A 13,378-nucleotide genomic window follows, 5' to 3' on the forward strand; every position below is an offset into this window, starting at 1 on the left:
AAATCCGGATCACTCCAACAGCGCTAGCAACCGCCCCGCCAGCTCAGCCGCATCCTGCTGATAATCCTTACCCCAGCGCACCGACCAGTCTCCAGGTCGCCCCTGCTCATCCCACTCGGCCAATGCCAGCGCATTGACGATCTCAAGTTCAAACCACAGCGCCTGCCAGGCATCGCTGTCCTTGACCAGCGCAGCGTCCTGCCAGAGAAACTCCGTGGCCGCGACGAACGCCGACCAGGCATAAATATCCTGCGCCGCGCGACCACCTAGCGCTAGCCAATAGGCCCGATCCATCAACGCAGTCTCCTTGATCAAAAGCTCGCCTTCACCGACGCCATGAAGTTGCGCGGCTCACCGTAGTAGTTGCCGAACGCCTCGGTGCCGATGGTTGCATAGTAACGCTTGTCGAACAGGTTATTGGCGTTCAGTGCCAGCGACCAGGTGTCATCGATGCGGTAACCGATCCGTCCATTCCAGACCACGTAACCTGCCTGGGTGATTTTCTCGCCGCTGGCAGGCGACAGGCGGAAATTGTCACTTTGCGCATTCACCCCTGCCCCAACCGTGAAGCGCTCGAGCGCCCCGCCCAAGGCATATTCACCCCACATCCGCAGTACATGCCGCGGCACATAGCTGTTGAACGCTGCGCCGTTGAGGCTGGCGTCGATGTCGTCGAGGGTCTTGGTCTGGGTGTAGGTATAGCCCGCCATCAGTTGCAGGCGCTCGATGACTTCGCCGCTGATTTCAGCCTCGAAACCCTGCGCACGAACCTTACCGGCGTTGACATAGCAATAGCCGTCGGAAGACGGGCATGACGAAAAGTAATCCGTCTGCGCCTGGTCCTTTTGGAGGGTGCGGAACAGGTTGAACGCGCTGTTGAGGCGACCGTCGAACCAGGCGCCCTTGATCCCCAACTCGTAACTCTGGCCTACCAACGGTTTGAGCGCCGATCCGGCTTCATCGCGGTAATTGCCTTGCGGGGTGAAGATATCCGAGTAGCTGGCGTAGGCCGTCAGGTTGTCATTGAGGTCCAGCAGTACGCCGGCAAACGGGGTCACCTGGCCGGTCTCGCGGCTGCGCGAATGCTGTGGGGCAACGCCGTTGAGGAACTCCGAATCGGTCTCTGAGCTGTACCAACTGACCCGTCCACCGACCACCAGCGTCAGCGGATCGGCCAGTTTCAGGCGCAGCGTCGAGTACACGCCTTTCTGTTTGGTAACCGATTTGACCGGGCCACCGCGCGACGCATTGTCGATGAAGTAGCTGTCATCCGGCTCAGGGATATTCTTGTCAGGGTTGAATACATTCTGTCGTTGCGGCAGAAACGCGACCGAATAGAAGTCGTCCTTGTCGGCGCGGCTCGCATTGGCGCCGAACACCAACTCGTGCTGCCGGCCAAACGCTGCGAACTTGCCATCGACATAGGCATCCAGACCATAGTCGACCTGGTCGTAGTCATACATGCTGCCGAGCATACCGGTGGTGTCGACGCCGGGGGTAACAGCGCCGGAGGCGAAAGCGTATTTGATATCCTGGGTGTTTGTTGAATGGACGCTGGCGACCTTGAGCTGCCAGTCATCATTGAACTGGTGCTTGAGGTCACTGAATACGGTAGTGCGTTGGCTGCGCCAGGTATTCCACGAAGGGTCCAGGCAGGTCGAGCGGCTCAGCTTTAGGTCACTGCGATCGCGATAGCGCGGCAAGCCACCCCAGCATGGATTGGCGTCGACGTCTTCATAGGCGACACCGAGGCCCAGGGTAGTGTCAGGGCCGAGATCGAAATCGAGTGCGCCGTAATAGACCTGATCCTTGCGGCTGGCGTCATCGGTGAAGTAGTGCCGGCTCTGCTGCGCGATCACCGCCCTGCCGCGAAGCGTGCCGGACGCATTCAGCGGGCCGCCCGTGTCGACCTGTCCACGGTAATTGTCCCAACTGCCGCCCGACAGGGTGACATCGGTGTGGGCAGCGGCCAGGCCACGCTTGCGCACAAAGTTGACGCCACCGGCGGTGCCGCCCGCGCCTTTCATCATGCCGGCGGCGCCGCGCAGGACTTCGACCCGGTCGTAATAGGCCATGTCACTGCTAAAGCTGTCGGCCTGCACGTACAGGTTGCCCATGTCCAGCGGCACGCCGTCGTACTGGTACTGGCCCGACATGCGGAAACCGCGAGAGTAGAAGTATTTTCCACCCATGGTCGAGTCATACACGGTGATGCCCGGAGTCTTTTCCATGACTTGGTCGATGGTGTTGAGATTCTGGTCATCGAGCAGCTTGCGGGTCATCACCGTGACCGACTGCGGTGTTTCCTTGAGCGAGTGCTCACCCTTGCCGATGGTGACCGCGCCGGTAGTATACGAGCCGCTGTTCTCGGTAGTGGCGCCAAGCACCTGGCCGTTGATGGTGGTGGCGCCCAGCTCCATTGCCGAACGAGTAGCGGGCGCAGCACGCAGCACATAGGTGCCGTCAGCCTGCGCTTCGGCCTGCAGGCCGCTGCCGGCAAGAATCCGCGCAAAACCTTCGCCAATGCTGAACTGCCCATTGAGCCCTGGCGACTGCAGCCCGGCTGTTTGGCGGCCATCAAAAGAGATCGCAGCACCCGCTGCGCTGGCGAAGCGGCCGAGTACCTCGGTCAGGCTGCCCGGGCCAATCGCGAACGCCCGCGCCGCGCCTTGCTCCTGCGCCGGAGCGGCGACTGTTGCCGTCGACCATACACTGGCCATGCTTGCGGCCAACAAACCAGCCCTGACTGCGGTCGCCAGACGACCCCGTTTGTGCATTGCAGACATGCCTACCCTCCCCCTGAACATTGCTCAATAAAACGTATTGGGGGATGAGCCGAACGGCGTCGGTAAAAAGTGCACATGCCTGCGAATTTTTTTCAATGGGCCACGGCCGCTGCCGAGACGTGCACCCAGTAGCGGCTGAAGCGCGTGACCCGCAGCGACAGGCCACTTTCCAGTGCGGTAAGGGCAAGGTCGGTGTCATCGACCGGGAACGCTCCGGAGACCTTCATCCGGGCAATCTGCGGATCGCAACGCAGCACGCCGCGGCGATAACGCGACAGATCCGCCAACAGCTCAGCCAACGGCCGCTCCACGGCAATGATGCTGCCCTGCTGCCAGGCGCCCACGGAGGCATCACTGCGCTGCACAGCCCCCGACGAGCGTTTATTGAAGTCCAGCCGCTGCCCCGCTTCGACCCGAATGGCTGCGCCAGCGCTGGCCGTGCGGACCTCTACCGCCTTCTCGATTACGGCGACCTCGGCGTTCTGCTCGTGAGTGCGAACGATGAAGCGCGTGCCCAGCGCCAGTACCTCGCCGTGACGGGTGTGGATTTTGAACGGCCGCTGCGCAGCGTCAGGGGCCGTGCTGATCAGAATCTCGCCCTGCAACAAATCAAGCAGACGCTGGCTGCCGTCGTACCTCACGTTGACTGCCGAATCGGTGTTCAGCCACAGGCTGCTGCCATCCGCCAACTGAAACTGGCGACGCTCACCAACCGTGGTCCGAAAATCGGCAAACAGCTGCTGCGGCGTATCACTGCGCCAGCTCAGCCAACCCAGTGACGCAGCAGGCACCAGGATCATGACGCTGCGCAGCACCTGTCGGCGCGAGCGCTCGAGGCCACGCAATGCCGGTGCCGCCACCGCACCTGGCACGCTGGCCATCTGCTCGGCAACGGCAGTCATGCGCTGCCAGGCCTGCAGGTGAACAGGATCGGCCAGCAGCCAGGCGTTCCAGGCCGCCCGCTCGGCGTCGGTAGCGACCCCTGATTGCAGCGCTGCGTACCAGCGCGCTGCGGCGCTGATCGCTTGCCGTTCAGCGAGGGTCAGGCTCATGCCAGCTGCATCTGGATCTGCATCAAGCAGCAGTGTTCCATGGCCTTGGCCATATGCTTGTTGACGCTGCGCAGGCTGATACCCAACTGCGCGGCGATCTGCGGGTAACTCAGGCCGTCGAACTGCGACAGGATCAGCACCTGTTTGACCTTGGGCCCCAGGCCTTGCAGCAAGCGGTCGATCTCGACCAACGCCTGCAGCATGATCGCCTGCTCTTCCGGAGACGGCTGCAGCGCTTCAGGCATGGCGGCCAGTGCCTGCAGGTAGGACTGTTCGAGCGAACGGCGCCGAAACAGGTCGATCAGCAAACCGTTGGCGATCCTCGACAAGTACGGCCGCGGCTCGCGGATCTCCAGGGCGCTGCGCGCCTTGAGCACGCGCACGAAGGTGTCCTGGGTCAGATCGGCGGCATCGAAAGCATTGCCCAGGCGCTGGCGCAACCAGCGATTGAGCCAGCCGTGATGCTCGCAGTACAGGTCATTGACGGCGGTGTGCAGGGACGCATCATTGGCGGACATGGCAATAGAACGTTTCGCGAGTGGTAATGACTCTTATTGTCGTGCGGTGGCCAGTAGCTTTGCAATAGCCAACCGATTCGCACCTGTTGCGCATCGCCCCGAGCCGTATATATGATAAGCATTATCGTTTGCGATACTTCTCATCGGCGCCTGCAGATCATGCTCCCATCCTCCCAACCTGCCCTGTGCAATGTGGCTGTGCTCTACCGTCAGCAACACAGCTGGTTGACGGGCTGGCTGCGGCAACGCCTGAGTTGCTCGCACAGCGCAGCGGATCTGGCCCAGGACACCTTCATGCGCCTGCTGGCCAAAGAGCAGCTGCCAGCGCTGCACGCACCGCGGACCTTTCTCGCCAAGGTGGCGCAGAGCGTGCTGTGCAACCATTACCGCCGGCAGAAAATCGAACGCGCCTATCTCGAAGCGCTGGCGGCAATGCCCGAGCTGGTTGCGCCAAGCCTGGAAACCCAGGCAATCCTGCTCGAAACCTTGATCGCCCTCGATGCCATGCTCGAAAGCCTCGAGCGGCCGGTGCGCGAGGCGTTTCTGCTGTCGCAGGTCGATGGCCTCGGCCACGCCGAGATTGCCGACCGGCTCAAGCTATCGGTAACTACCATCAAGCGCTACATCATCAAAGCCAGCGCGCGGTGCATCGTCCTCGATGACAGCCTGGACCTGCCGTGACCAGCAGCACGTCGCCGATTACCGCGGAAATAGCCGAGCAGGCCATGCACTGGCATTTCGAGTTGCAGGAACCTGAGGTCAGCCCGGCCACCCTCGCCGCGTGGATGGCCTGGAGGCAGGCGCAGCCGATGCATGAACATGCCTGGCAACGCGCCGAAGCATTCGCCCAGCGCATGGGCGACCTGCGTAATCCGGGCCAGCGCCGTCTGGCCCAGGCGGCGCTGCGCCCAGGCTCGTCGCGACGCAGTGTGCTCAAGCAACTGAGCGTGTTGATGGCCGCCGGCGCCAGTGCCTGGTACATGAAGGACACAGCGCTGGTGCAAGACTTCAGCGCCGATTATCACAGCCGGGTCGGCGAACAACGGCGCATCAGCCTGGCCGATGACACTGAGCTGCAATTGAACACTGACACGGCGGTCAACGTCGCCATCGAACAGAACCAGCGGCGGCTGCAACTGCTGCGCGGCGAGCTGTTGATCACCCGTAGCAGCGCCGGCGCCGGGCACTTGCTGTCGGTACACACCGCTCAGGGCCGGCTTGAGGCGCAACTGGGGCAGTTCAGCGTCAGGCAACGCGCAGGCGTTACTCAGATCAGCGTCTACCGCGGCACGCTGGTGCTCAGCCCTGCCCTGCTGGCACACCCGCCGATCACCCTGCAAGCCGGCGAGCGGGCCAGTTTTGCCGAAACCGGCCTAGTCAGCCGGCAACCTGAACCGCTCGCCGCCCCAGCTTGGAGCGAGGGCATGCTGGTCGCTCAAAACCAGCCACTGGCAGAATTCATCGCTGAACTGAGCCGTTACCGACGTGGCCATCTGACCTGTGATCCCGCTTTGGCCAGACTACGTGTATCCGGCACCTTCCCGCTGGCCGACACCGACAAGGTCATCCTCGCCGTGGCCAACACCCTGCAGCTTGAGGTCGAGCATTTCACCCGATACTGGGTGACATTGAAGCCACGCATCGCCTGACGCAAAAAAATCTGCGCAAGGGTGGTCCCTTTTTGATTCTCGCGAGACTTAACCCCCAGACAATCCATTCAATCGGGGAACAACGCGTGAATCTCAAGCATAAACTGGCCGGCGCCGTGGTCCAGGCCATCACCTGCATGACCGCCACCGCACCGCTGCTGATGCTGCCCACCTGGGCCAGCGCCGCCGAGCAGGCCCAGGCCGACTTCGACATCCCGGCCGGCCCGCTCGCGCCAGCCCTGAGCCGCTTTGGCCAGGCCGCCCATATTCTGCTGAGCTACCCCAGCACCCTCACCGACGGGCGCAGCACCGCCGGCCTGCACGGCAACTTCGACGTTGACCAGGGCCTGGCCATGCTGCTTGCCGGCAGTGGCCTGGAGGCCAGCCGCAGCGCCAACGGCAACTACACCCTGCAAGCCAGCAGCAGCGGCGCGATGGAGCTGAGCGCGGTATCCATCTCCGGCAAAGCCCCCGGCTCGACCACCGAAGGCACCGGCCTCTACACCACCTATTCGTCAAGCAGCTCGACCCGCCTCAACCTGACCCCGCAGGAAACCCCGCAGTCGCTCACCGTGATGACCCGCCAGCGCCTCGATGACCAGCGCCTGACCAACCTCACCGATGCCCTCGAGGCCACCCCCGGCATCATCGTCGTGCGCGACGGCCTCGGCGCCGAGAGCGACTCGTACTGGTCACGCGGCTTTGCCATCCAGAACTACGAGGTCGACGGCGTGCCCACCAACACTCGTCTGGACAACTACTCGCAGAGCATGGCGATGTACGACCGCGTCGAAATCGTCCGCGGCGCCACCGGTTTGATCAGCGGCATGGGCAACCCGTCGGCGACTATCAACCTGATCCGCAAGCGCCCGACAGCCGATGCGCAGGCCAGCATCACCGGCGAGGCCGGCACCTGGGACCGCTACGGCACAGGCTTCGACGTCTCGGGGCCGCTGACCGACGCGGGCAACATCCGCGGCCGCTTCGTCGCCGACTACAAGACCGAGAAGGCCTGGATCGACCGCTACTCTTCGCAGTCGCAGCTGATCTACGGCATCACCGAGTTCGACCTGACTGAAGACACCCTGCTGACCCTGGGCTTCAGCTACCTGCGCAGCGACGTCGACTCGCCGCTGCGCTCGGGCCTGCCGTCGCGCTTCAGCACCGGCCAGCGCACCAGCCTCAAGCGCTCGCTCAACGCCGCCCCGGACTGGTCCTACAACGACCACGAGCAAACCAGCTTCTTCACCTCCATTGAACAGCAACTGGGCAACGGCTGGAGCGGCAAGATCGAGCTGACCCACGCCGAAAATAAGTTCGATGAAGTGTTCAACTTCGCCATGGGCGACTTGAATACCGACGGCAGCGGCCTATCGCAACTGCCCGTGCGCTTCTCCGGTACGCCACGCCAGGACAACCTCGATGTCTACGCCACCGGCCCGTTCAGCCTGTTCGGCCGCGAGCACGAACTGATCACCGGGGTGACCTTGTCCCAGTACAAGGAAAGCGTGCCCGGCTGGGGCGGTTGGGGCTATGACTATGCCGGCTCGCCTGCCGGCGCGATCGACAACCTGTTCGACTGGGACGGCAACTCGGCCAAGCCCACCTTCACCGAGAGCGGCAAGTCGTCGATCGATGAAGACCAGTACGCGGCTTACCTGACCTCGCGCTTCAGCGTCAGCGAAGACCTTAGCCTGATCCTCGGCAGCCGCCTGATCGACTGGCAGCGCGACACCTCCGAGCGCCCTTACGGCGGCGCCGAGACCGAGGTCAAGCGCAAAGAGAGCGGCGTGTTCATCCCGTATGCCGGGGTGGTCTACGACCTTGATCAGACCTGGTCGCTGTATGCCAGCTACACCAAGATCTTCAACCCGCAAGCGTCGTGGGTGACAGACGAAGGCAACAACCCGCTCGACCCGATGGAAGGCGTCGGCTACGAGATCGGCATCAAAGGCTCGCACCTCGACGGCAAGCTCAACTCAAGCCTTGCGCTGTTCAAGCTGGAGCAGGACAACCTTGCCATCTGGCAGCACGACAACGTCTACAGTGCCGAGCAGGACACCACCTCCAAAGGCATCGAGCTGGAACTGAACGGCGAACTGGCCGAAGGCTGGCAGGCGTCCGCCGGCTATGCCTATTCGGTGACCACCGATGCCGATGACCAGCGCATCAATACCAACCTGCCGCGCAACAGCGTGAAGACCTTTACCAGCTACCGGCTGCACGGGCCGCTGAACAAACTGACGATTGGCGGCGGGGTGAACTGGCAGAGCAAGGTTGGCGCTGACTTGCACACCTTCAGCCAGAGCAGCTATGCGGTTACCAACCTGATGGCTCGCTACGACATCAGCCGCAACCTCAGTGCTGCGCTGAACATCAATAACGTGTTCGATCGCGAGTATTACAGCCAGTCCGGGTTATATAGCGTGTACGGCGCGCCGCGCAATCTGATGACCAGTTTCAAGTACAGCTTCTGAGGTTGGCCTGGGGACTCAACCCCCACCTACTGCCCTACTCGAATGCGACCAGGGTCATCAGGTATGCTGGAACGCGCCCGCGAGCTGAACGAACCCGCGGGCCAATACCCGGTCCAACCCCTCCCAGCCACCCGCCAAGAAGACCGATCGACCATGCACCTCGACCTTATCCAGAGCCTGAGCCTGGCCGGCAAGCCAGACGTCGCCAACGACGACCGCATTGGCAGCGCAGACCTGCACGCGTGGGTGATCGATGGCGCCACCGACCTCGGCCCGCCTGGCCTGCTCGGCCAACGCGGCGGCGCAGCATGGCTGGCGGCGGCAGCGCAGCGGGCTTTTGCGGGTGCTGAAGGTAACCTGGAGCAGGTGTGTGAATCGGTTTTCGAGCACGTTGCCCGTGACTACGAACGCCAGCGTCAGCGCCTTCCGCTCGCGACCTGGGAACTGCCCCGCGCCTCGTTCGCGGCGGTAGCGCTCGAAGGCGATCAGTTGAGCTGCAGCTTTCTCGGCGACTGCGCAGTGCTGCACCGCAGTGCGCAAGGCATTGCCTTCCTCACCCCCGCGCCAGACCGCCAGGCTGAAAGCGCCGAAGCCGCAGCCCTGGGCCCGGGCACTGGCGCCCATGGCGTACGCACACCGGCCATCATCGCTGACCGCAGGCTGGCGCGAGAGCGGCCCAAGGCAGTCCTCAGCGTAGATGCCCAGGCCGCCCGCGCTGCCCTGCGCTACACCCGCACGCCAGTGGCAGCGGGCGACGACCTGGTCCTGATGAGCGACGGTTTCAGCGCGTTGCTGGACAGCTACGCGGCCTTCACTCCCGCTGACTTCATCGCCCATCTGCTGCACCACGGCCTGGCGGATCTGGCACTGCAGCTACGTCGGATCGAAAAGGAGGATGCCGCCTGCCTGCGTTACCCCCGATTCAAAGCCAGTGACGATGCCTCCGCCATCTGGCTCCGGGTAAGCTGAAGCCCCCAACGGCAATGCTTGGGAAACGCCCTACAAACGCTTAGGAAGGATCGACCCTCTTGGCTCTTCCCAGGCTAAATCGATGCGCCGCATGATCCTCCCTCACACCAAGGCGATGTTTCCGAGGGAGAAATCAGGTTTGTCGGACTATCAAAACAAGCTGCGCCACTTGAGCGCTGAACAGGTCGAAAAGCTCTACCAGGAATACCTCGGTGGCGCCAAAAACGCCGCTCTGATTCAGCGCTATAACCTCGACCTTGCACCCAACTGCCTGATCAAGAGCTTTCCGCCGATCGCGTCGCCGGACGTGACCTGCCCTTACTGCGCCGTGCCGATGTATGAGCGACGCAAGGGCAAGACGGCGACCAGCTGGAATCTTGATCCAGCCTTCTGCAAGGGCTGCGATCATCGTCACCACCCGCCTGGCCGGACCCGCCTGCTGCGTTATTGCACCTGCGCGCCCTGCAAGGCATCACGAATGGCCCAGCAAAAGCAACAAACCCTGGAGCGTCGTCAGCGGATTCGAACACAGTGGTCGCTGGATGATATCCCCGGCGTGCCGCTCGCCTCGCTGGACTTCACCAGCAAAGTGCAACTGCTGGCCTTGCTCATGACCCATGCAGACCAGGCCAACCAGCGCCTGGCGCCCTTGGCCGAGTTGCGCGGCGATGCCCGCCTCACACCCACGCAGGACATGGACAGCGCGTTGTTGCAGACGCTGCGCGAGCGCAAAGTGCTGGTGATCGATCCAGGTTCAGCCGTGGATGCCTTCAGCACCGGCTCGGCACTGGTACCGCGGCTGGACAAAGTGTGCTGGATCGTCAATGTCTACCTGACCGGCCCGGAGCGGGCGAGCCTGACGCAACTGCAGCAGGCGCTGCTCGATGACTTGTCACAGGGGCCGCTGGCGGCCTGGCATGGCGAGATCGTCGAAGTACTCCACCGCTTGGCTGTGGAAGAGGTGTATGCCTACATCCTCAGCCGAGCGGCCGATCACGGCCTGCCGTTCGATGCGTGGAAAAAATCCCGTGAGGTGGCCGCGCAGCTCCTGTTACAACTGCCCATACGCAGTATCTGGTCGCTGACCAATACGGCCATTCGCGGCGCGCTGGCGTTTGCCGCGCAGTGTCAGGTAAACAAACACATCGCCTCCAATACCATCCCCGGGCGGATGCTCGCGCTTGGCCAGCGTGCGGTCGACGAGCGCTGGCCGTTTCGTTGGCCCGGCTACGAGGTGAAGGCGCCGCGGTCAGGCTTCAGCCAAGTCCTGCATGGCGTGGTACTGAAACTGGATGACCATGGCCTGGAACAGACCTTGTTTGCCTACATCAGCCAATTGCCCACGCCTGGCGGCGCAGCGGCCGCGTCCGCAGGCGGCACCAGGCTGCACTGCGTAAGCTGCGGTTCAGCGGCTGTGCATGCGCAAGCCAACCAGATTGAAACTGTAGTCAACTGCAAAGACTGCATGGCTCGCACGGTAATCATCAACGCGCAGTGACAGCTTTTCGTCGAGACCGCCCATAACCCGCTCCTCGCAGTCAATTAGTTGGCAGCTGTGCTCAATCGGCCACCGGAGTGCCCAGGGTCAAATCAACCAGACTAATGCTGTTGCGCCCTGCCCGCTTGGTTTCATAAAGCGCTTTGTCACCCTGCTCGATCAACGCTGTGAGACTACTGGGCGGCTGATCGAACAAGCTGGCACCAATGCTCAAGGTTACCGCCGCAGGTGTTGCATAAGAGCCTGAGGTCAGTAGCTGGAACTGCTCGCGCAGGCTGTCGCCCAGCTGGTTGACCCGTTCACGACTGGTGTTGCCAAGCAAGATGATGAACTCGTCGCCGCCCAACCGGGCAGCCAGCGCATGGGCAGGCACCAACCCGCGAATCATCTCGCTCAGCGCCACCAGCAGGCGATCGCCGGCAGCGTGGCCGAACAGGTCATTGACCATCTTGAAGTTGTCGATATCGATGATCAACAGCGCCCCCGGGCGCGCGGCGCTGACCTGACCCAGCAGGCGCGGCGCCCGCACCTCCAGAGCACGCCGGTTGTACATTGCGGTCAGCGGGTCGCGCGCGGCCAGGCGGGCGATCTGCTGTTCGCGGCGATAGCGCTCGGTGCCGGTCATCGACAATGCGATCAGCATGATCGCCATCGCCCCTTCAACCAGCGAAATCTGGATGATCTCGCCACGGAACGCCGCCAGGTCAATCAACGTGCCGGGCATCAATGGCGGGATCATCTTGGCCAGGTAGAACAGCCCGTGCAGCAGTAGCACAAAGCGCAACTGCACCGCACCCACGCTCAGCGACAGCCCATGCGGGCGCAGCAGCGAGCTGGCTTTGAGCGTTGTGACCGCCACCAGCAGCGAGTTGGCCAGCAGCATCAGTTTTGACCATTCAGGCCCGTCTGGCAGCAGCAACAGTGCCGTCCAGATGACAAAAATCGAATACCAGCCCCGTGACAGGCGAGTTTCGGTGAAGCGCGCCACCCCCAGCAGGAACAAAAAGTGCGCCGTAACCAGCAGGCCATTGGCGAACCAGATGCCGATCAACAGCATTCCCTGCAAACGCATCAACGACAGTACGCAGCCGACGGTAATGGTGGCGAAGCCTGCGCTCCAATACAGCAATGAAGATTCACGCACGGTGCGCCACTCGACCGCCAGGTACAGCGCCGCAGCGGCGGCAAGGGCTATCGAGATGGTCAACATCGTTGGGGGGTCGAGCGCCATGGATTGACGGGCCTGTATGCAGAAGTGATGAAATGGCACGGTGTAAACCGCTCTGCGCGACCCTGCGCGGTATGCCTAGCGCACGATTTCCGTCGTGGCGATTTGTTCATGCATCATCCGCACCAAAACGCAATTGTCCAGTGGTCTGCTCAATAAAAACCCTTGTCCTTCATGGCACTGGTCATCCAGCTCCTTGAGCGGTCATGGTCTGCAACGCGCCCTCGATGTCGTTGAGCATGACGTTCTCGGTGATCGCAGCTGCCGACCGGGGCTCTGGGCGGCGTCTCACTGCACGGTCAGAAAGCTCACCAGCAGCCGTCCATGCGAGCTGAGTCCTTCCCAGCTGCGAAAGCACACCCTGAGCTCCAGCGTGGCCCAGCGCTCCTGCAGTGGCAGCCAGCGCACGTCCAACTCCTGCTCGGCGCGCACGGCAGCGGTCTGCGGCACGATGGCAATGCCGGCGTGTTGCGCGACCAACTGCGCTATCGCCTCGAAGCTGGGCGCCCTGACCCGCACCTTCAATGGCATGGCCAGGTTCATCGCCAGCTCCTCGACAAAGCGTTGCATGGCGCGTTCGGCCGGCAGGCAGACAAAAGCAAAATCCAGCGCGTCGACCAGCCGCAACGGGCCGCGCTCGGCCAGCGCATGCTCGGCGGGCACCAGCAGCACAAGACGTTCGGTACGAAACGGCAGCGACACCACACCGTCATTGACCAGGTTGCCGTCATACACGCCGATTTCGCACTCGCCGGCCAGCACCACGCGCAGTACATCGATGCTTTTGTGCTCGACCAACTGCAGATCGACCTGCGGGTAGTCCGCCAGGAACGGCCCCAGCACCGCCGGCAGCAAGGTGCTGTTGGTCACCGTCGACGCGGCCAGATGCAGGGTGATTCGGCGTTGCCCGGCCAGTTCGTGCAGGGTCGCCTGCAGCTTGCTTGCCTCGCCGAGCACGCCACGGGCAGCTTCCAGCACCAGCCGCCCGGAGGGCGTCAGTTGCATACCGTCGGCGCGGCGGTTGAACAAGGTCAAACCGCTGCGTTGCTCGAACAGACGCAGGCGGTTGCTGGCAGCCGAGACGGCTACCGGAAAGGTAGCCGCGGCTTTACTCAGGCTTCCACTGCTGGCGATCGCCGCGATCAGGCGCAGATCAGCAAGGTCGAAGTGCATCAGGTCTTCTCCAAAAACGAAAGCCTTG

At 62.8% G+C, this 13,378-nt stretch carries 11 protein-coding genes; 5 read left to right on the forward strand and 6 right to left on the reverse strand.

Translation table 11 applies throughout. The features are described 5' to 3' along the window. Window positions 1-9: 9 nt before the first annotated feature. The 4 genes from ACIOAU_RS07030 to ACIOAU_RS07045 all read right to left on the reverse strand — a co-directional run bounded on the left by ACIOAU_RS07030 (window position 10) and on the right by ACIOAU_RS07045 (window position 4,356). Window positions 10-297 (reverse strand): hypothetical protein, encoded by a 288-nt coding sequence (locus tag ACIOAU_RS07030; RefSeq protein WP_375139959.1) that lies wholly within the window; start codon window positions 295-297, stop codon window positions 10-12. A 14-nt stretch (window positions 298-311) separates the two neighbouring features. Beyond that, complete coding sequence (locus ACIOAU_RS07035; protein WP_401180925.1) at window positions 312-2,786, reverse strand: TonB-dependent siderophore receptor; 2,475 nt, start codon at window positions 2,784-2,786, stop codon at window positions 312-314. 92 nt (window positions 2,787-2,878) lie between these two features. Beyond that, window positions 2,879-3,838 carry a FecR domain-containing protein gene (locus ACIOAU_RS07040; RefSeq protein WP_220633405.1) on the reverse strand — a complete coding sequence of 320 codons (960 nt, stop codon included), beginning with the start codon at window positions 3,836-3,838 and terminating at the stop codon, window positions 2,879-2,881. Then, entirely contained in the window at window positions 3,835-4,356 is a 522-nt protein-coding gene (locus ACIOAU_RS07045; RefSeq protein ID WP_150572992.1) for a sigma-70 family RNA polymerase sigma factor, read from the reverse strand. Before ACIOAU_RS07045 ends, ACIOAU_RS07040 begins: the two co-directional genes overlap by 4 nt. A 159-nt stretch (window positions 4,357-4,515) precedes the next feature. Between ACIOAU_RS07045 and ACIOAU_RS07050 the strand changes: the two genes are divergently transcribed. The 5 genes from ACIOAU_RS07050 to ACIOAU_RS07070 all read left to right on the forward strand — a co-directional run bounded on the left by ACIOAU_RS07050 (window position 4,516) and on the right by ACIOAU_RS07070 (window position 10,949). Further along, window positions 4,516-5,037 (forward strand): sigma-70 family RNA polymerase sigma factor, encoded by a 522-nt coding sequence (locus ACIOAU_RS07050; protein ID WP_220633404.1) that lies wholly within the window; start codon window positions 4,516-4,518, stop codon window positions 5,035-5,037. Continuing rightward, window positions 5,034-6,005 carry a FecR domain-containing protein gene (locus ACIOAU_RS07055; RefSeq protein ID WP_401180929.1) on the forward strand — a complete coding sequence of 324 codons (972 nt, stop codon included), beginning with the start codon at window positions 5,034-5,036 and terminating at the stop codon, window positions 6,003-6,005. Before ACIOAU_RS07050 ends, ACIOAU_RS07055 begins: the two co-directional genes overlap by 4 nt. A 137-nt stretch (window positions 6,006-6,142) precedes the next feature. After that, on the forward strand, window positions 6,143-8,482 hold the full coding sequence (locus tag ACIOAU_RS07060) for a TonB-dependent siderophore receptor (protein ID WP_401181127.1): 2,340 nt from the start codon (window positions 6,143-6,145) through the stop codon (window positions 8,480-8,482). A gap of 153 nt (window positions 8,483-8,635) precedes the next feature. Then, on the forward strand, window positions 8,636-9,451 hold the full coding sequence (locus tag ACIOAU_RS07065; RefSeq protein WP_150569559.1) for a protein phosphatase 2C domain-containing protein: 816 nt from the start codon (window positions 8,636-8,638) through the stop codon (window positions 9,449-9,451). 139 nt (window positions 9,452-9,590) lie between these two features. Further along, entirely contained in the window at window positions 9,591-10,949 is a 1,359-nt protein-coding gene (locus ACIOAU_RS07070; protein WP_401180932.1) for a hypothetical protein, read from the forward strand. A 61-nt stretch (window positions 10,950-11,010) separates the two neighbouring features. Here the strand turns inward: ACIOAU_RS07070 and ACIOAU_RS07075 are convergent, their stop codons facing one another. Together ACIOAU_RS07075 and ACIOAU_RS07080 are read right to left on the reverse strand one after the other, a co-directional pair. Further along, window positions 11,011-12,180, reverse strand: a complete 1,170-nt coding sequence (locus ACIOAU_RS07075; protein WP_401180935.1) for a GGDEF domain-containing protein — start codon at window positions 12,178-12,180, stop codon at window positions 11,011-11,013. 285 nt (window positions 12,181-12,465) lie between these two features. Then, window positions 12,466-13,350 carry a LysR substrate-binding domain-containing protein gene (locus ACIOAU_RS07080; protein WP_401180937.1) on the reverse strand — a complete coding sequence of 295 codons (885 nt, stop codon included), beginning with the start codon at window positions 13,348-13,350 and terminating at the stop codon, window positions 12,466-12,468. Window positions 13,351-13,378: the final 28 nt, after the last annotated feature.

Source organism: Pseudomonas sp. NPDC088322 (genome assembly GCF_044740745.1).
GTDB classification, from domain to species: Bacteria; Pseudomonadota; Gammaproteobacteria; order Pseudomonadales; family Pseudomonadaceae; genus Aquipseudomonas; species Aquipseudomonas shirazensis.

Bases quoted from the DNA above. Each gene is read 5' to 3' on its own strand.
- ACIOAU_RS07075 (WP_401180935.1), bottom strand. From the start codon at position 12,180: ATGGCGCTCGACCCCCCAACGATGTTGACCATCTCGATAGCCCTTGCC.
- ACIOAU_RS07050 (WP_220633404.1), top strand. From the start codon at position 4,516: ATGCTCCCATCCTCCCAACCTGCCCTGTGCAATGTGGCTGTGCTCTAC.
- ACIOAU_RS07065 (WP_150569559.1), top strand. From the start codon at position 8,636: ATGCACCTCGACCTTATCCAGAGCCTGAGCCTGGCCGGCAAGCCAGAC.
- ACIOAU_RS07080 (WP_401180937.1), bottom strand. From the start codon at position 13,350: ATGCACTTCGACCTTGCTGATCTGCGCCTGATCGCGGCGATCGCCAGC.
- ACIOAU_RS07060 (WP_401181127.1), top strand. From the start codon at position 6,143: ATGACCGCCACCGCACCGCTGCTGATGCTGCCCACCTGGGCCAGCGCC.
- ACIOAU_RS07035 (WP_401180925.1), bottom strand. From the start codon at position 2,786: ATGTCTGCAATGCACAAACGGGGTCGTCTGGCGACCGCAGTCAGGGCT.
- ACIOAU_RS07045 (WP_150572992.1), bottom strand. From the start codon at position 4,356: ATGTCCGCCAATGATGCGTCCCTGCACACCGCCGTCAATGACCTGTAC.
- ACIOAU_RS07040 (WP_220633405.1), bottom strand. From the start codon at position 3,838: ATGAGCCTGACCCTCGCTGAACGGCAAGCGATCAGCGCCGCAGCGCGC.